A 16,550-nucleotide genomic window follows, 5' to 3' on the forward strand; every position below is an offset into this window, starting at 1 on the left:
GGGCGGTGCGGCCGGGGCAGCCCGGTGTGCGGCGGGGCTGCCCCGGTTCGGGCGGTGGTTACTGGATGGTCGGGAGCTGCGCGGTCAGCGCGGTGGGCACCGCGACCACGTCGGCGGTGTTGTAGCTGCCGGCCACGGCAGCCTTCTTGCTGCCGCCGTTGACGACCTGCCAGACGGTGGTGGTGTCCGAGGACTTCAGGAGGGTGCCGTCTGCGGGGACGGTCTTGGCGACGGCGGTGGCCTCCCAGGTGCCGGGGACACCGCGCAGGGGCTGCTTGTCGTAGCCGAGGCCGGTGTAGTCGGCGTAGGTGAGCGGGACTGCCTTGCCACCAGCCATGACGTAGATGGAGGGGTCGGCGCCGGAGGCGTTCTTGATGACGGTGCCGTCCTTGAGGGGGCGGGCGACGACGGTGGCCTCCCATGCCTCGGGAACGCCCGCTACGGGGCCGGAGGCGAACACCGAGGTGTACTCGGCGTTGGTCAGGAGCAGGGCGGTGCCGTTGGCCATCACGTAGACGCTCGGGTCCGCGCCGGACTGGCCCTTGACCAGAGTGCCGTCGGCGACGTCGGCGCCAGTCCGGCCGGCGAGCCATTCGCCGGGCACGCCCATCAGCGACTGCCCGGCGTAGCCATCGGCGGTCCACTCGGCGGCGGAGATGTGCACGGCGGCGCCGCCGATGATGACGTAGCGGTTGCTGTCGGTGCCGGACTGGTCCATCACCACGGTCCCGGTCGAGGGTGCCTTGGCGGCCGCGCCCTTGAGCCAGATACCGGGGACGCCCATGAGGGTCTGAGTGTTGTAGCCGTCGGCGGTCCACTCGGCGCCGGAGATGTGCAGGGCGGCGCCGTTGACCATGACGTAGCGGTTGTTGTCGGTGCCGGACTGGTCCATCACCACCAGGCCGGTGGGCAGGGTGTTCCGCAGGGCCTGCTGGAGCCAGGAGGTGGGCACGCCCATGTCGGGGCGGGTGTTGTAGCCGTCGGCGTTCCACTCGGTGCCGTCGATCGGCAGGGCAGCGCCGCCGACCACGACGTAGCGGGCGGCGCCGCCGGCCTGGTCGTGGACCACGGTCCCGGCCGGCAGGGAGTTGGGCAGGGCCCAGAACTTGGCGTCGTCGACGGTGACGACGCTGCCCAGGTTGTAGCCGTCGGGGGTGACATCGGAGCCGGCGATCGGCAGACCCGCGCCATTGATGATCAGCTTCACCAGCGCGTTGTTGGGCGACTTGACCAGCGTGCCGGTGGCCAGGGTCGCGGGGTCGGGGTAGCCCGCCGGGGCGGAGGAGTCGACCATCTTGTTGTAGCGCAGGCCGTAGTAGCCGTTGCTCGACAGGTAGGAGCGGGAGTACTGGGCGTAGCGGGTCGGGTAGGCGGTGCCTGACTCGGTGTAGACGTTGGCGGTGGTGTGGCCGCTGTCGGCCCAACCGGCGAACAGGACGACGTGGGTGGAGCTGTTGATCGCGTCGCCGGGCTTGAGGTCGTCGAAGCTGCCGAGCCGGGTCGACACGCTGGGCAGGCTGTCGGTGGTCAGGCTGCTGCTCAGCTGCCAGGCCATCGAGACCAGGCCGGAGCAGTCTTCGCGGTAGCGGCCGCCGGTCGCGTTGTCGGCCCACCAGCCGTAGGGGGAGTTGAGGCCGTACGGGCTGTACGGAACGGCGTTGTTGACCCAGTCCTGGGCCCGCTGCAGGGCTTGCGAGCGGGACACGGTACCGCCCGGGGCCGCACCGTTGCCCAGGGTGCCAGTCGACGTCACCGACTGGTAGGAGGAGACCACGGTGTCAGCATGGGCGGGAAGGACAGACAGGACCGCGCAGGCCAGACCGGTCGAGGCGAGGACGGCGACAGCGGCGGCAGTGCGCTTACGAACAGACATGATGGCGGATCTCCGTCGAGAAGAAGTCCTGACACGCGGTCAGGAAGGCAGATGTGTGGGATGAGGCCGACCCGGTACGGACGGCTGCCCTGCAGGAACAGCCGGGACGCCGGGCACTGCGCGGTTGGCCGCCGGGATCGGCGCGAACCGGTGGAGTGAAGGACAGGCGGAGCGAAGGACAGGCGGAAAGGCAGTTGTTCGCAGGGATGGCGGCGGTGGTAGGGCGCCGAGAAGAAGAGCGGGCGCGCCCGGGGATCGCGGCCGCCGGATCGGCGGCGGACGGCTGCCCTGCAGGAGCAGCGGTCGGTGTGGTGCAGCGGCAGAGGGGCGGGGCGGGTGTGACTGCGGCGGTCGGCCGGCAGCGGTCTGCCCTGGGAAGTACGGGTACAGGGAGCGAGAGGTACGGCGTACAGGGTGGGTCGGGCGGTACGGGGTGAGAGGTCAGCGCGCAGTGGGCGGGATCGGCGGCTGGTAGCGCCGGCGCAGTATCGGCGATGCCTCGTGGCTGCGGGTGATCAGGTCGTGCGCGACGGCCAGCGGATCCTTCGGTCCGGTGTTAGAAGGTGCCCGGGCCGGGAGGCCGCCGGCGGCAGGAGCAGCGGCGGTGGTGGGGCGGGTCAGTAGGTAGAGCAGCAGGTCGACCTGTTCCAACTCGCAGCGGACGGTGATGTGCTGGAGCGCGTCGGCGGGTCTGGCGTGGGCGCACAGGATCCCGACGACCTCGCTCGCCTCCGGTGCCGGGGCGGGGCCGGGCTCTTTGCGCCGCAGGTTTGCGTGGACGACGTCCAAGAGGGTGTCAGCCCCAGCTGAGGCTGTCGGTGGTGGCGGAGGGGAGCGGGGTGGGAGTGGTGGAGACCGCGGCCGCGTCGGGGGCGGAGGCGGTGGCAGCGGTGGCGGAGGTCAGGAGCAGGGCGCCGAGCGAGACGGTGAGGACCGCGGCGGTCTTGGCGATGCGGGTGCTGATCATGGTGGTCTTCCTTCGGATGTGACGGGGGGTCGGCTGGCCGGTCCGGTCGAGGAGTCCCGCGGTTGACCCTCTTCCGGTCACCACCCGGTTTTTGTTCTCCCTGGCGGCGATCACTACTTTCGCCGTTCCGGGACCCCCTCGAAAAGACGTTCCGGCTGTCGCCGATCGGACTGTCCGGAAGCAGACACGAAGGCATGCTCATGCCAGAAATGTGCGTCCGGACACCCGGCACCCTGGGGCTGCCGTGGACGGACCTGAACCGGGGCTGCCGCTTCGACGACGACTGGCGCCTGGCCGTGCAGGGCGAGCCCGTCGACCGCGCCGCCCGGGCCCGCCGCCGCGCGCCGGCCGCCGACCTCCTCGACAGCGGGCTCGCCCCTGCGGCGCAGCGCCTGGCGGTGAAGGAGCTCGGCTGCCTGCTGGGAGGTGTCCGGGAGCCGGATGGCCGTGACCCGCTGGTGGTGGCCGGTGTGGTCGTGATGGAGGTGGTGCGCCGCCGGGCCGGGGTGTGGAGCATCCCCTCGCGGTGGGCGGAGGTGCTGGATGGGTGGCGTGCCGAGCACGTGGCGCTGCTGGCGCGGGCGCAGCGGTGCGCGGGGTGCGGTGCGGTGGAGGACTTGTCCTTGCGGACGGCGGCGGCCCGGGCGCGGCAGAACCGCGACTGGCGGTCGTCCGGCGCGGACGGCTGGATCACCCGGTGTCCGGCCTGCGCGGGCGGCGAGCATCCCCTGTACGGCGGTTCGATGCGGGGCGTGCGGTACACCAGCGAGCGGCGGCGGGCGACGCGCGCCGACGGCTACCTCTGCGCGGTGTGCGGGCTGCGGCAGGCCGCTGTCTGGGACCACTGCCACAAGCCCTTTCACGACTTCGTCCGCGGGCCGGCCTGCGCGAGCTGCAACCAGGACGAAAGCGCACAGAAGGGCATCTGGCGGACCTTCTAGAACCGCGGCCCGGCGGTACGGCACCTGCTGGAGTGCAGCGGCTGCCGCACCACCGGCACCCTTCCGCCCCGGCACCTGTCCGTGCTGGCTGCCGTCCGGCTCGGCGCCACCACGCGGCACGGCCGGTGCACCGCCGAGCCCTCGGCCGTCCTTGAGCACCTGCCGGGACAGCCCTGGTACCCGCCCGCCCTCGCCACCGCCCGGTGCCCGGTGCCCGGAATGCGAACGGGCGCTGCGCTGGCTGTGAGGGCTACGCGCTGTCGACCGCCCAGTCCCACCGGAGCGGGTCGGCGGGGCGCGGCTCGTAGTGGGCGCGGCCGCCGCCGTAGTGGCCGAGCTCGGTGATCAGCGCGGTACCGCACTCCAGCTCGTCCGGGGCCCAGCCGGTGACGTCGACCAGCTGTCCGTCCAGGGGGCCGCCCACCAGCTCGCGGTACTCGTGTCCCGGCTCGGGGCCGGGGTCCTCGCCGGGCTCGGAGCCGTAGACCCGGCGCTGCGGCAGCTGCTCGTCGTGCTGGTCCATCGGGCCAGCGTGGCACTGCCGGTCGGCAGCGCGCGGGCAATCAGCGCCACTGGTAGCTGGCATCCGTCATCGCGGGCAGCAGCACCGGGGCGGCGGCCGCGGGCGCGGCCTGGGTAGCGGCGGCGACCAGGTGCTCGCCGATGTCCGGGTAGAGGTGGCTGCCTGCCAGGTCTGCCGGGGCCGGCCAGAGGACCTCGGTGGTGTCGGCGGCGTCGAGCTCGACTAGGGCGACGCCGTCGGCGAGCGCCTGCGGGAGGTGGACGACGCAGACGAGGTGGCGGCGCAGGAACAGCCGGCTGCCTCCCGGGCGGGTGGTGGCCTGGTGCTGCTCGAACCGCGGGGCCGGGTCGACGTCGGCGGCGACCAGGTCCAGGCCGAGCTCCTCCCGGATCTCGCGGCGCAGCGCGTCGGCCGGCTGCTCGCCGTCCGCGAGCAGGCCGCCGGGGAGTGAGTGCTGTACGCCGCCGGGGCGGTGACGGCGGATCACGCACACCCGGCCGTCCGGGGAGACCAGCAGCGCGCACACCCGCACCGGGACGGTGTCCCCGGTCACTGCGGCTCAGTCCTGGTCGGGTCGGCCGAGGCTCCAGCCGGAGACGGCGGCGAGGGAGCCGCGCCACAGCGGCAGGGTGTGGGCCGTGCGGCCGACGCGGTGGGTTACGTCGCGCATGTGCAGGAAGCGCCGGTCGATGTCCTGTCGGTGGCGGCCTTCGTCGGCGGCCTGGTCGAGGTGGCCGACCGCGTCCCGGACGATCCGGCGAAGGGTGTCGTCGTGGCCGCTGAGCCGACGCAGGTGCAGGCGCTCCCACGTGTCGGTGGAGATCACCGTGCCGGTCACCAACGCGCTGCCCAGTACCAGGGTGACGGTGACATCGCGGGCGTCGATGTCCTGGTGCTCGGCGCCCAGGCGCAGGATCTCCAGGTGCGGGTCGATGTGGTCGTCCCGCTGCAGCAGCATCCGCAGGGCCAGTGGTACCGCGTCTCGCCACGACACTGTCGTCTCCCCTCGAGGCCGCTTGGCCTTCCACGGTATGCGTGCGGGGCGCGCCGAGTGTGGCGTTCCGTCACATATGGCCGTGTTCGTAGGGCAGGTGGCGAACTCAGCGTCCATGCCACCCACCTGGGCCACGAGATGTCCGAGACGGCTCCGAGGCGATGCACGACGCGCCGCGCTGCCGGCAATGCATCAAATTCACTCGAACGCCACTATGGTGACGCCATGGCATCTCCATATTCCGGTGGAGAGCGGGAAAAGGTTGCGTCGAAGCTCCCCCCGGCTCTCCGTCAAGCGCTGAAGACCCGGGCTGCGCAGCTCGGCGTCGACATGCAGGTCGCGGTGACCGAGGCCGTCGAACGATGGTTGTCCCGTGAGGTCGGCCAGGATTCGGCGGTCGACACGTCAGGTGCCGACAGCTTCAACACGTGGCTGCCGGCCGGCTTGTACGACACCTTCAAATCCGAGTGCACCGCGCGGGAGATCTCTTTCGTGCAGGGGCTGGCGCAGGCGGTCCGCGCGTGGGTGGACTCCCACGCAGCTCCGCTGTCGGACCTGACGATCCCCCGCGTCACCCGGCGCTTCATCGTCTGCAACCAGAAGGGCGGCGTCGGGAAGACCACGGTGGCCGCCGGTCTCGCACAGGCCATAGCTCTTGGGCTGCCCGCCACAACGGGCTCGTCGAAGCTGCCGGCGCTCCCGGGCCTGCGCACCCTGCTCGTGGACTACGACCCGCAGGGCCACCTCACCGAGCAGTTGGGGTGCAAGCAGATCGCGCCGGGTACCGAGAGCCTGGTGACGCACATGGTCGAACGTGAGCGGGTTGTCGGCTCGCTGATGGATCACGTCGTCCCGATCGCTCCCGAGTACTTCGAGGACCGGCTGTTTCTGCTGCCGTCCTCGTTCGAGGCGTTTCTGCTGGACTCGAGGCTCGGCGGCGTCCGGGGCCCGCGAGAGGCACTGTTGCAGCGGGCTCTGGCCGCCCTCGAGGAGCACTTCGACGTCATCGTCATCGACGCTCCGCCGAACCTGGGCCTGGCCATGGACGCCGGCATCTACTACGCACACCGACGCAAGAACGAGCCGAGGGGAAACTCCGGCGTCGTCATCCCCGTCGAGGCGGAGGACTCCTCCGCGCACGCATACATGATGCTCGAGAGCCAGATCAACACCGTCTCGCTCGACTACGAGGTCGACATCGACCGCCTCGGACTGGTCGTCAACAAGTACGACGTCCGCAAGGGCTACGTGGTCGTCAACGCCTTGCAGCAATGGGAGGGCCTTCAGGACCCGCCGGTGCTCAGCATCCTGCCCGACCTGAAGGAACAGCGTGAGGCGGTGCATGTGAAGCAGCCCCTGCTGCAGTACGCGCCGTCCTCCATCCAGGCGCAGCGTATGCGCGAGATCCGTAGGAGGCTCGGATGAGCATCGCCAAGAAGCTTGCTGGCGGCGGGTCGGCGTTCGGCAGTCTCAGTGCTTCGCGGGGCGGTGACATGGCGTCCGCCGAGGCCCGCAGTGAGGCCCTTGGCCGGCCGCGCAAGGCGTCGAGCATCCCGTTGGCGGACGTCGTCTTCAACCCTCGCAACCATCGCAAGACGTACAGCGAGGAGGCGATCGACGAGACCGCGGCGAGCATGCGGGAGATCGGGCAGGTCACCGCTGTCACCGTGGTGTCGAGGATGGCGTTCCTCGACGCCCACCCCGAGGTCGCCGAGGATCGTCTGGGTGACGCGTCGTTCGTCGCTCTCGACGGCAACCGGCGCCTGCGGGCCGCCGACCGGGCGGGACTCGAGCGGATCCGCGTCGACCTGCAGGACGACCTCGCGCCGACCGCTGCCGCGATGCTCGAAGCCGCGCTGATCGCCAACATCCACCGCGAGAACGTCCCGCCGGTCGAGGAAGCCGAGGCCATTCAGGAACTCCTCGACACCGTCTACGACGGCAACCAGGCCGCCGTGGCCCGCCGCCTGGGGAAGACGCCCGCGTGGGTCGGCCAGCGACTGGCGCTCCTTCACTTGACTCCCGAGGTGAAGGAGATGGTCGAGGCCAAGGAGATCGGCGTCAAGGACGCCCGGCGGCTCGGTGCCGCGACGCGGGCCGGCACCATGTCGGCCGACGAGCAGGTTGTCCAGGCCCGCACGGCCCGCGACAAGCCGAAGACGAAGCTGGCCCGGCCCCGGACCGAGCCGCAAGTAAACCCGGTTTACACCTCGGCTGCGGCGGACTCCCCCTCGTCCGCTTCCGGTGTCGGGGTAAACCCGGTTTACCCCGACACCCAGCCGCCGACGGACCCGCCGTCCACGACGGCAGTCGACGGCTCGAGCACCGCACCGCCGGACTCCGCCGGAGCCGAACCGCAGGTGCTGACGCTGACGATCGAACCGGTCGACCCGGAGGCGCTTGCCCGGAGCATCCACTCGGCGTTGACCTCCCGTCAGGCCGCTGCGGTCGCTCGGGCGCTGATCGAGCTGCTGGACTCCGCACGCAGTACCGAGACGGTGTCGGCGGAGCCGATGTAAACCCGGTTTACTCCGCCATGCGCACCCAAGGCCGCTTTGACGGGCCCGCACAGTAAACCGGGTTTACACCGAGCCCTCGGGAAGCCGGCTGCAAGGACCGGCACCCCCTGACGGGTACGAATCGGATCGTCCCGTTGAGCACAGAGAGGCCCGTACCCAGCAATGGGTACGGGCCTCTCTGTGTCAGGTGGCGGCGGTGATGAGCGCGGCTACGGCAAGCACGATCAGGGCCGCGATGGAGGCACCGGACGCCCACCGCAGAAGGATCATCTTGTAGCGCTGGGACCGCACAGGTGAGGAGTGGTGAGCGGGTTCCGCAGCGCCGTCTTCCGTCGACCTCGGCGGAATGCCGCGTCGCCGACGAACAAGCCGCAGCGCCCTCTCGTTGCTTCGGATATCTCCACCAAGGACGGCATGATCATCGGTGACAGCGACCAGACGGACGACTACGACCGGGCCTGCGGGGTCGAGGGCCTGGCCGAGGTGATCGGCCTGCGCGGCTGCAGCCACGTCTCGGCACTGGCGCTGGGCGACGAGCCCGCCACCACCTGCTACCTGCCCGAGCAGAGGGCTTCGTGCGCTGGCTCGCCGCTGCCGAAACGGCGCTGAACGACCCAGCGACGCCGTGGGAGGAGTGCGGTCTCTGGGAGACCGACGGGCCGGCAGTCCTCATGAACTCCGCCGAGGCCGGCAAAAACCTCGGCGTGCTTTACCCGGACGGCAGGGGCGAGCCGGACCAAGCCCCCGTTCACCTGCCCGCAGGACGCTGGAGGGTCCGCGCGTTCCAGAAGACCGGCGACTCCCCTTGGATCAACGTGGTTCAGCTCCTTCTACAGGTCGACGGCCAGTCGACAACGGCCCCTTGACTCGCACACCGCGCTCGCACCCGCAACCCCAGAGGCACGCACGCTGGGACGGGTCCGAAGTCCCCCCAACGCCCAACGGGCGCTCACGATCGGTACGCGGCGTCGTGATACCTGCGCAGCCGGGGGCCACGGATCTCGGGCAGCCCGACCAGGGTGTCCCTGAAGGCGCGGTCGTGGGGTTCCAGTAGCCGCCAAGGGCGCGATGGCGTTGGGTAGTCGTCGCGCAGGACGCCCGCCGGGAGCGCCCCGGTGGCAGGCATCGGCGAGGTCTCCCCGGGGCTGGTGAGGTAGGCCCAGACCCCGCTGTCCAGCGGCACCACCGTCGCCTTGAGGCCGGATGGGCGCCACGGCTCGCCCGTGCCGGGATGGCGGGGGACGAGCAGGACGTCGGGGAGGGGCTGGGGCTCGGGGATGCCCGGGCCGGCCAGTTCCACCGTGCGGGGGTTGGGCCCGGGTGGGAGGTAGCGGGCCACGGCATGGCCGAGCAGTTCGGCGACGGGGCCGGAGGGGAGAGTCACCGGGTGGTTCTCGGTGGCCGTCACGAGGTGGGCCAGCATGACGCCGACCGCGGCCTCCCAGCGGCGACTCCACGACCCGTCGGGTTCGACGGGCGGGACACGGTGCTCGGCACGCTCCAGGTCCGCCCAGTCGGGCGGTGGCCTGTCCGGAAGCTCCGAGGGGCGGCTGACGACCGCGTCGGGCTCCAGCCACACCGTCTGCCACGAGCCGCAGTCGTCGATCCGGGTCGCCACGGCCCGTTCGCACCCGGTGCAGGCCAGGTTGGGCCCGGCCCGGCCGTCCACGCCCCGGCAGTAGCCCTCGCATCTCTCCGGGATCAGAGTCATCGACCTGGAGTCACCCGGCGCGATGACGATCCTGCCCCGCGCGCCGAAGGAGACGGAGTACACCGGGGCGTACACGCCCTGGCGGGCAGCCGCTTCCTCTCCGACTTCCTGCCACAACCGCCAGGGCGGCCCGGTGGGCCGGGGGTCGACGGCGTACGTCCCCGGCTCCATCAGCGGAGGGTGAAGTTCCTCCCAGGCACCGTGGTGGGTGTGGACGGGTAGTGCGACCCGGGACACCGGTGCCGTCAGCTCGGTGCAGCACTCGGCACACGCGAACACGTCCAAACAAGCTCCCCCGCTGCGGTTCACCGGGATTGTGCCTCGCCCGCGGCAGAGGATCCATCGGATTTCGGAGCGGATCCAGGGGCTTCCGGGGGCGCTTCGTCGCTGGGTTGATGACGGGTCGGGGCCGACCGGGTCGACGACCGCACCAGGCCGGGGCAGCAGGTGGCTACTTCGGGGTCATGCGGAGCCTTCAGTTCTGTCCGTCGTCCGCGTTGTGGCGGCGGCGTTCGGCAAGGTTGGTCACCCCGCTCAGCGCTTGCAGCTCGTCCTCCAGGGCGGCCTTGTCTCCGGTCAGCTGGCGGATCGCTTCGGCGTAGATGCGGACCAGCTTGCGCAGGTCGCTGTTCTCCCGCCGGAGACGGGCGTTCGCGTCATCGGCCCGAGCGCTGTTCTTCGGGGTCGTGGCCGAGCGGTGCCGGTCGGCGAGCCGGGTCTTGAACCAGGTGATCAGTTCCGGGTAGTTGCGGTAGAACGTCGCGTGGGTGACGCCGAGGCGCTTCTCGACGTTGGTGACGGTGCCGCGCCGGGCGGCTGCCTCGCTCTCTGCGAGTTCGGATTCCATCGCGGCCCGGACCTGCTCGTCGGTGGGCAGTCGGGGGCTCACGGGTTCTCCGTCTTGGTGTCCGGGCCGGTGACGGCGGTTTCGGTGAGGAAGTCGGCAAGCTCCTGTCGGCGGGTTTGGATCCGGTGCCGGACGAACGGCGCCAGCTGGTCCGCGCGGGCGAGTTCCCGGTCGTGGGCTTCCAGGGCCGCTCGCAGGTGGTCGGTGTTCTCGGCGGACAGGGCGACGTTGCGGCACCGTAGGAGCCGGCAGTCCGGCAGTGATGGGCCGGCCTTGCCGTCGTCCCGGCGGCACAGGGCCCGGTCCGGGTTGTGGACGCAGGTGACGTACCGGCCCGGGCAGATATGGGGGTCGTGGCGGATGTGGCGTTGGAGCCGCTTGGCGTCGTTGATGACCTTGCCCTGGAACTGGACATGCCGCTCGAACTCGGCAAGACGGCTCTCCGCCTCGGCCGCGGCCGGTCCGGTGAGGCGGTGGAACTCATCGCTGGTGATCAGAACCCTCGCCTGGCACATCGCCCGCCGCCCCGGCGGCCTGGTCGCCCTCGCCATCCAGTACGGCCACCTGCGCACCGCCCTCGACACCGAGACCTCCGGCCGCTACGGCAACCGCGCCCGCGGTGGCGTCCACAGCCTGATCGACGCGGAAACCGCCCTGAGCGTGGCCGAGACCGCCGCCGATCCCCACGAGCACTTCACCGCCGGCGGCGGTGTCTCCGGCCCGGCCGCCCGCCGCGCCCTCCTCCAGGCCGCGACCGCGCCCCGCTTCGAGGGCCGCCGCCGCCCGCTTCGCCCGTACCTTCCTCGCCCGCGACGGCGCCGTCCTCTACGACAACCCGCACGCCCTGCTGCTCTGCCTCTGCCGGCACGACACCGCACTGTGCGTCCGCGACGACGTGCGGGAGGTGCCTGCCCTCGACCGGTGCGTTCCCGGCTGCGGCAACACCGTGCGGACCGACCGCCACGCCAGCCGACTGCGCGAACGCGCCAGCCAGCTCGGCCAACGCGCGCCGCACACGCCCGGCCCCGTCGCCGAACGCCTGCGCGCCAACGCCGACCGCCTACGCTCCTGGGCCGACGAACCGACCGCACCCGCTTCACCACTCCGGAGGCGACAGCACCATGACCCCCACCCACGACGAACGCGACCGGATCCGCGCCGCCATGCAACGCATCCTCACCGACACCGCGCGCAACTCCGACGGCGCGCTGACAGTCGTCGCCCTCGCCCGAGAAGCCGGCGTCCCCCGCAACGCGCTGCCCCAGAGGCACCCCGACCTGCGCAACGAGTTCTACGACCACGTCCGCCGACGCGGCGCCGTCCCGGACACCGAAGCCCGCCAGCGCGCCACGATCGCCAAGCTGAAGAAGAGCGTCGCGGCGAAGAACCAGGAACTCGGCCGACTACGGGCCGACGTCCTCGCCCTGGTCCGCGTCGTCAACCAGCTCACCGTGGAGAACCAGCACCTCCGCAGTCAGGCCACTGCAGACGATCCCACCGTCGTACAGCTCAAGCGCCAACCACCTCGTTAGCGAAGCACTCCAGTCAGCTCACGTCCTACAGCGAGGTCAGGGATTGACGAGGCGGGCACAGCGAACTGCTGAACCAAGTCAAGAGCCAATCCGCGGATCAGCTCCTGTCGACGCGCCGCAGTGCTAATGATGCTTGCCAGCGGGGCCTCAGCGAATACCGCACGGAGAGGCCATGGCAAAACGCTGTTGGGCACAGGTTGTTCGTCCCTGATCGCCGGATGGGGCCGGGTCAACCGGGTAGGCGGCTCTGCGGAGGGCAGAAGGACAGGCAGTGGTCTGACGGCCGCCCGGACTTGAAGTTGGCCGTCAGCGTGGCTGGTGTCCCGACAGAATCAGCGGGGGAGAGGGGTGAGCGATGGTGCGCTTCGGAGTGCTCGGCACGGTGGAGGTACGCGTCGGCGACCAGGTGCTGTCGGCGGGCCACGCCCGGCAGCAGTGCGTTCTGGCCGCCCTACTGGTGGACGCGGGTCGGCTGGTGACCACGGACCAACTCGCCGAGCGGGTGTGGGGGGAGCGGCAGCCGCAGCGAGCCCGCGCCGCCCTGCACAGCTATGTGTCGCGGCTGCGGCGCATCGTGGCGCGGGCGGGCGACACTGCGGTGGAGCGGCACGGCGGCGGCTACGTCCTGCGCGTGGACGCCGCCGCCGTCGACCTGCACCGCTTCCGCGACCTGAACACCAGGGCCCGGGCGGCGGACGACGGTCACGCCGTGGCGCTGTACGACGAGGCCCTCGCGCTGTGGCGGGGCGAGCCCCTGGGCGCGGTGGAGAGCGCCTGGGCCGACGAGCTGCGCGCCGACCTGCGGCACGAGCGGCTGGTGGCCGAGACCGAGCGGAACGACCGGGCGCTGCGGCAGGGCCGGCACGAACATCTGCTGACGGAGCTGACCGCGCGTGCGGCAGAGTATCCGTTGGACGAGCGGCTGGCCGCACAGCTCATCCTCGCGCTCTACCGGTCGGGCCGTCCCGCGGAGGCGCTCGACGCCTACCAGCGTGTCCGCCGCCAGTTGGTGGAGGAGCTGGGCATCGACCCCGGCGAGCCGCTGCAGCGGCTGTACCAGCGGATCCTCGCGCGGGACACCACCCTGACCGTGCCCCGCCGCCCGGAGGCCGTAGCCCCCGCGGTGACACGGGCCGCCAGTCAGCTCCCGCCCACCGTGCGGCACCTGATCGGGCGCGACGACGAACTGGCCTACCTGGACGCCCGGTTGGAGACCCTGAAGGACGGTTTCGGCTGCAGCTCCGGTTCGGCTCTGGTGATCACGATCACCGGGGGCGGAGGGATCGGGAAGACCACACTGGCCCAGTCCTGGGCCCGTCGGGTCGGCAAGCACTTCCCCGACGGCCAACTCCACCTGGACCTCCGGGGCTTCGGACCCGGCGAGTCACCGCTACCGGCCGCCGAGGCCCTGCACCGGCTGCTGGATTCCCTCGGCGTCGGCCCCGACCGCCTGCCCGCCGCCACGGACGACAGGACAGCGCTGTTACGGAGCCTGACCGAGAACCGGCGATTACTCGTGGTGCTGGACAACGCGCACAACACGGCACAGGTCAGACCCCTGCTGCCCGGTGGCGGCGAGTGCCTCGTCCTGGTGACGAGCAGACGCCGGCTCCCGGGACTGATCGTCCACCACCAGGCACAGCACCTGGCCCTGGACGTGCTGGCACCGCAAGCCGCCCGGGACCTCGTCGTCGGCCGCCTGAGCGAGACACGCGCAGCCGCCGACCCCCAGGCCCTCGACGACCTCGTCGCGCACTGCGGCGGGCTGCCGCTCGCGCTCGCCATCGTCGCCGCCAGGGTGCTCACGAACCCGGCGATGCCGTTGCGCTCCCTCCTCGACGAACTGCGCGACCAGCACGTCGGCTTGCAGGCCCTCAGCGTCGACGAAGGCCCCGACAGCGATCTCGTGGCCGCCTTCTCCTGGTCCTACCGGGCCCTCACACCCCCGGCGGCCCGCATGTTCCGCCTGCTAGCCCTGCACCCCGGGCCCGACATCGTCCTGCCGGCCGTGGCGTCGCTGGCCGCGGAGACCTGTTCGGCCGCGCGGGCGCTCCTGGAGGAACTGGCCGATGCCAGCCTCCTGCAGCGCAGCGGCACGGACCGCTACCGCCTCCACGACCTGCTGCGCGCCTACGCCGGAACCCGCCTCACCGCCGACGAACCGGCAGCCCCGCGTCGCGCGGCCGAGCTCCGGCTGCTCGATCACTACCTCCACACCGCCCGGGCCGCGGACCGGCTCCTGGACGAACACCGCGACCCGATAGCCGTCCTGCCGCCGCGCCCCGGCACCCACATCGCCGCACCCACCACGCACGACGAGGCGGTCGCCTGGTTCACCGCCGAGCACGCCGCCCTGGTCGCGGCCGTGTCCCAGGCGGCGGACGCCGGATGCAACGACCACGCCTGGCGCCTGGCCTGGACCCTCACCACCCACCTTCAGCGCAGGGGCTCCTGGGACGAGTGGCGACACATCCAGCGCACCGCACTGCAAGCGGCACTCCAGGTGGGGGAGCACGACGCCCTCGCCCACAGCAGGCACGGCCTGGCCCTCGCCTGTGCCTGGACCGGCCGCTACGACGAGGCCCGCGCCCTGCTCGACCAGGCCATGGAGAGCTACGCGCTGACGGCCGACCGGACCGGACAGGCCCACACACAGCGCGCCCTGTCCTGGGTGAGCCAGAAACAGGGACGGCACCCGGAAGCGTTGACCCACGCCGTGGCGACCCTGCGCCACTACACCGCGGCCGGGTTCCTGCCCGGCCGCGCCAGCGCCCTGAACGTGATCGGCTGGTGCCAATCGCTGCTGGGCCGCCACCGGCAGGCCCGCACCGCCTGCCGACGCGCCGTCGAGCTGTTCCAGCAGGTCGGCAACCGCACCGGCCAGGCCTACAGCTGGGACAGCCTCGCCCACGCCCACGTGGGCCTGGGCGAACACGGTGACGCCATCACCTGCTACCGCAATGCCCTGAACCTCTTCCGGGCCCTGGACGACCGCTACCAGCAGGCGGAGACACTCGTCGGTCTCGGCGAAGCGCTCTGCTCCGTCGGCGACCACGCACAGGGCCACGCCTCGTACCGCGACGCCCTCCACCTCCTGGAGGAACTCGGCCACCAGGACGCGGACCAGGTCCGAGACCGCCTCCTCGCCGCCGACGACCACCACTGACACCGCCCGCGAGCTGCGGATTCCAGAACCGTGCAAGGTCTGCCGAATGACGGCTCTGTAGGTTCCGGCACAGCACCACAGACACCCCGTGTGACACCTATCGCACGCTTCGTGGGAATCAGAGAGGAAGCGCTCAGTGAAACTTCGATCGCATATCTCGGCAGGCGTAGTGACGGCACTGCTGGCAGGTGTCGGAGCCCTGGCCACGCCCGCCGCCACGGCCGCGACCACGCCCACCACACACCAGGCGTTCGCCACTCAGGCGAGAGGGGCCGGACTGACCGACGCGCAAAGCACGGAACTGCAGCGGCAGGTGGACGCCACCCTCGCCGAGTCCGGGGGCCGGCAGACGGCGGCGAACATCGTCGACCTGGGGAACGGCACCTCGATACGGCTCGTCGTCCCCGGCGAGAAGCGGGTCCGCGACCTCTCGACCACGCGCGGCCCGGCGACCGGTCCCGCACTGCAGCAGTACGTCTGCCCGTACGGCGACTTCTGCGCCTACACGGAGCCCGGTTACAACGGCAAGGAGCAGCGGTTCGGCGCGTGCAAGAACCAGCCGCTGCTGGGGTCCGGCTGGGGCGGAGCCGGGTCCTGGTACAACAACCAGACCCGGTTGTGGATGCTGGCCCAGATGTTCGGCAAGACCGGCAACTGGGTCTTCACGGACAACGGGCCGCGCGACCACGACCTGAACGGCAACTGGAAGCCCGTCTGGTCGATCACTCCCTGCTGACCCGCACTTCCCGACCGACCCCGGGGGGATGGTGGCGGAGGGGGAAACGCAAGTCCGTCACCATGGGGGCACCAGCCACCATCAGCAATCGGCTGGTCGTGCGCCAGGAGCGGCGCAGGGGGCGGGTGTCTCAGCCCCATAGTTTGCGGGTGAGCTCCCTCGCCCACTCGACCGCCGGCCGCACCGGACCTGGGCGGCATGGCGGGCGGGCGCAGCGGTGGGCGGCGCGGCCGCCCGGTCAAGCGAAGCTCCAGGTGGCGCGTGGGTGGTCAGGTGGCGGATACGAGAACGGCCGCCGCGACGGTGACAACGGCGACGACGTTGAGGCGGGCGGCCCAGATCAGGTGGCGCATCTTGCGCTCGCACAGGACTGACAGCTTGTACAGCCGATAGGGCCGGATGTCGTGGGCGAGGGCCTGAAGCAGCTGGTCCGGGTTGGGGCAGACCGCCCAGCGGGAGAATCCGTCGCACCGGGTCGGGTCCAGGCGCGGCTTCACGACGAGGACGGCGAGCACGGAGGCGGTGACCATGGCCGCCGTGCCGATGGCGGCCAGGGCGAGCGCGTAGGCGGGGGCCTTGCCGAGCGTGGCGACAGCGGCGACGAGCACGCCATCCAGGGCGAGGAGCAGGCTGGCTTTCGAGTCGGTGCGCGCAATTTCGTTGGCAACCGCGGTGATCTCGCGGTCGAGGGCCTGGTCGGTCGCGGTGTCGGTGGTGATGTCCATCGGTGTTGCCCTCCCT

Annotated in this window: 18 protein-coding genes; 8 read left to right on the forward strand and 10 right to left on the reverse strand. The window is 71.4% G+C overall.

Annotated features, from left to right (window positions below; all coding sequences use genetic code 11):
• Positions 1-58 precede the first annotated feature (58 nt).
• The 3 genes from ACIQF6_RS33790 to ACIQF6_RS33800 all read right to left on the reverse strand — a co-directional run bounded on the left by ACIQF6_RS33790 (position 59) and on the right by ACIQF6_RS33800 (position 2,840).
• Complete coding sequence (locus ACIQF6_RS33790) at positions 59-1,873, reverse strand: hypothetical protein (RefSeq protein ID WP_400902020.1); 1,815 nt, start codon at positions 1,871-1,873, stop codon at positions 59-61.
• A gap of 441 nt (positions 1,874-2,314) precedes the next feature.
• Complete coding sequence (locus ACIQF6_RS33795) at positions 2,315-2,662, reverse strand: hypothetical protein (RefSeq protein WP_400902022.1); 348 nt, start codon at positions 2,660-2,662, stop codon at positions 2,315-2,317.
• 7 nt (positions 2,663-2,669) lie between these two features.
• Positions 2,670-2,840 (reverse strand): hypothetical protein, encoded by a 171-nt coding sequence (locus ACIQF6_RS33800; RefSeq protein ID WP_400902024.1) that lies wholly within the window; start codon positions 2,838-2,840, stop codon positions 2,670-2,672.
• Between the two features lie 194 nt (positions 2,841-3,034).
• Here ACIQF6_RS33800 and ACIQF6_RS33805 point away from each other — a divergent pair, with 194 nt between their 5' ends.
• Positions 3,035-3,781, forward strand: a complete 747-nt coding sequence (locus tag ACIQF6_RS33805; RefSeq protein WP_400902026.1) for an endonuclease domain-containing protein — start codon at positions 3,035-3,037, stop codon at positions 3,779-3,781.
• 250 nt (positions 3,782-4,031) lie between these two features.
• Here ACIQF6_RS33805 and ACIQF6_RS33810 read toward each other — a convergent pair whose 3' ends face one another.
• Genes ACIQF6_RS33810 through ACIQF6_RS33820 form a run of 3 tightly spaced genes read right to left on the reverse strand, consistent with a single transcriptional unit; the run spans position 4,032 to position 5,298 of the window.
• A complete protein-coding gene (locus ACIQF6_RS33810) occupies positions 4,032-4,304 on the reverse strand; it encodes a hypothetical protein (RefSeq protein ID WP_400902028.1) in 273 nt (90 codons plus the stop codon).
• A gap of 40 nt (positions 4,305-4,344) precedes the next feature.
• Positions 4,345-4,857 carry an NUDIX domain-containing protein gene (locus ACIQF6_RS33815; protein WP_400902030.1) on the reverse strand — a complete coding sequence of 171 codons (513 nt, stop codon included), beginning with the start codon at positions 4,855-4,857 and terminating at the stop codon, positions 4,345-4,347.
• 6 nt (positions 4,858-4,863) lie between these two features.
• A complete protein-coding gene (locus ACIQF6_RS33820; protein ID WP_400902032.1) occupies positions 4,864-5,298 on the reverse strand; it encodes a hypothetical protein in 435 nt (144 codons plus the stop codon).
• Between the two features lie 225 nt (positions 5,299-5,523).
• Here ACIQF6_RS33820 and ACIQF6_RS33825 point away from each other — a divergent pair, with 225 nt between their 5' ends.
• The 4 genes from ACIQF6_RS33825 (at position 5,524) to ACIQF6_RS33840 (ending at position 8,683) form a co-directional block, all read left to right on the forward strand.
• On the forward strand, positions 5,524-6,723 hold the full coding sequence (locus tag ACIQF6_RS33825) for a ParA family protein (RefSeq protein ID WP_400902034.1): 1,200 nt from the start codon (positions 5,524-5,526) through the stop codon (positions 6,721-6,723).
• Entirely contained in the window at positions 6,720-7,817 is a 1,098-nt protein-coding gene (locus tag ACIQF6_RS33830; RefSeq protein ID WP_400902036.1) for a ParB/RepB/Spo0J family partition protein, read from the forward strand. The genes ACIQF6_RS33825 and ACIQF6_RS33830 overlap by 4 nt, the downstream gene beginning before the upstream one ends.
• A gap of 414 nt (positions 7,818-8,231) precedes the next feature.
• Complete coding sequence (locus tag ACIQF6_RS33835; RefSeq protein WP_400902038.1) at positions 8,232-8,426, forward strand: Imm21 family immunity protein; 195 nt, start codon at positions 8,232-8,234, stop codon at positions 8,424-8,426.
• Positions 8,393-8,683: an Imm21 family immunity protein gene (locus ACIQF6_RS33840; protein WP_400902040.1), complete on the forward strand. Its 291-nt coding sequence runs from the start codon at positions 8,393-8,395 to the stop codon at positions 8,681-8,683. The genes ACIQF6_RS33835 and ACIQF6_RS33840 overlap by 34 nt, the downstream gene beginning before the upstream one ends.
• Before the next feature lie 83 nt (positions 8,684-8,766).
• Here ACIQF6_RS33840 and ACIQF6_RS33845 read toward each other — a convergent pair whose 3' ends face one another.
• The 3 genes from ACIQF6_RS33845 to ACIQF6_RS33855 form a co-directional block, all read right to left on the reverse strand.
• Positions 8,767-9,699 carry a hypothetical protein gene (locus ACIQF6_RS33845; protein WP_400902042.1) on the reverse strand — a complete coding sequence of 311 codons (933 nt, stop codon included), beginning with the start codon at positions 9,697-9,699 and terminating at the stop codon, positions 8,767-8,769.
• 304 nt (positions 9,700-10,003) lie between these two features.
• The gene (locus ACIQF6_RS33850; protein ID WP_400902044.1) at positions 10,004-10,417 is read right to left on the reverse strand and encodes a hypothetical protein; all 414 of its coding nucleotides are present in this window, start codon (positions 10,415-10,417) and stop codon (positions 10,004-10,006) included.
• Positions 10,414-10,926, reverse strand: a complete 513-nt coding sequence (locus ACIQF6_RS33855; RefSeq protein WP_400902045.1) for a hypothetical protein — start codon at positions 10,924-10,926, stop codon at positions 10,414-10,416. The genes ACIQF6_RS33850 and ACIQF6_RS33855 overlap by 4 nt, the downstream gene beginning before the upstream one ends.
• Positions 10,927-11,496: 570 nt before the next feature.
• Between ACIQF6_RS33855 and ACIQF6_RS33860 the strand changes: the two genes are divergently transcribed.
• The 3 genes from ACIQF6_RS33860 (at position 11,497) to ACIQF6_RS33870 (ending at position 15,809) form a co-directional block, all read left to right on the forward strand.
• Positions 11,497-11,907, forward strand: a complete 411-nt coding sequence (locus ACIQF6_RS33860) for a hypothetical protein (protein ID WP_400902047.1) — start codon at positions 11,497-11,499, stop codon at positions 11,905-11,907.
• Positions 11,908-12,262: 355 nt separating this feature from the next.
• Positions 12,263-15,073 (forward strand): BTAD domain-containing putative transcriptional regulator, encoded by a 2,811-nt coding sequence (locus ACIQF6_RS33865; RefSeq protein ID WP_400902049.1) that lies wholly within the window; start codon positions 12,263-12,265, stop codon positions 15,071-15,073.
• Positions 15,074-15,242: 169 nt separating this feature from the next.
• Entirely contained in the window at positions 15,243-15,809 is a 567-nt protein-coding gene (locus ACIQF6_RS33870) for a peptidase inhibitor family I36 protein (RefSeq protein WP_400902052.1), read from the forward strand.
• Between the two features lie 269 nt (positions 15,810-16,078).
• Here ACIQF6_RS33870 and ACIQF6_RS33875 read toward each other — a convergent pair whose 3' ends face one another.
• On the reverse strand, positions 16,079-16,534 hold the full coding sequence (locus ACIQF6_RS33875) for a Pycsar system effector family protein (RefSeq protein WP_400902055.1): 456 nt from the start codon (positions 16,532-16,534) through the stop codon (positions 16,079-16,081).
• Between the last annotated feature and the right edge of the window lie 16 nt (positions 16,535-16,550).

Origin of the sequence: Kitasatospora sp. NPDC092948 (assembly GCF_044754805.1) — a bacterium.
In the GTDB taxonomy this organism is placed as follows: Bacteria; Actinomycetota; Actinomycetes; order Streptomycetales; family Streptomycetaceae; genus Kitasatospora.

Bases quoted from the DNA above. Each gene is read 5' to 3' on its own strand.
- ACIQF6_RS33790 (WP_400902020.1), bottom strand. From the start codon at position 1,873: ATGTCTGTTCGTAAGCGCACTGCCGCCGCTGTCGCCGTCCTCGCCTCG.
- ACIQF6_RS33800 (WP_400902024.1), bottom strand. From the start codon at position 2,840: ATGATCAGCACCCGCATCGCCAAGACCGCCGCGGTCCTCACCGTCTCG.
- ACIQF6_RS33805 (WP_400902026.1), top strand. From the start codon at position 3,035: ATGCTCATGCCAGAAATGTGCGTCCGGACACCCGGCACCCTGGGGCTG.
- ACIQF6_RS33810 (WP_400902028.1), bottom strand. From the start codon at position 4,304: ATGGACCAGCACGACGAGCAGCTGCCGCAGCGCCGGGTCTACGGCTCC.
- ACIQF6_RS33825 (WP_400902034.1), top strand. From the start codon at position 5,524: ATGGCATCTCCATATTCCGGTGGAGAGCGGGAAAAGGTTGCGTCGAAG.
- ACIQF6_RS33830 (WP_400902036.1), top strand. From the start codon at position 6,720: ATGAGCATCGCCAAGAAGCTTGCTGGCGGCGGGTCGGCGTTCGGCAGT.
- ACIQF6_RS33835 (WP_400902038.1), top strand. From the start codon at position 8,232: ATGATCATCGGTGACAGCGACCAGACGGACGACTACGACCGGGCCTGC.
- ACIQF6_RS33845 (WP_400902042.1), bottom strand. From the start codon at position 9,699: ATGGAGCCGGGGACGTACGCCGTCGACCCCCGGCCCACCGGGCCGCCC.
- ACIQF6_RS33855 (WP_400902045.1), bottom strand. From the start codon at position 10,926: ATGGCGAGGGCGACCAGGCCGCCGGGGCGGCGGGCGATGTGCCAGGCG.
- ACIQF6_RS33860 (WP_400902047.1), top strand. From the start codon at position 11,497: ATGACCCCCACCCACGACGAACGCGACCGGATCCGCGCCGCCATGCAA.
- ACIQF6_RS33865 (WP_400902049.1), top strand. From the start codon at position 12,263: ATGGTGCGCTTCGGAGTGCTCGGCACGGTGGAGGTACGCGTCGGCGAC.
- ACIQF6_RS33875 (WP_400902055.1), bottom strand. From the start codon at position 16,534: ATGGACATCACCACCGACACCGCGACCGACCAGGCCCTCGACCGCGAG.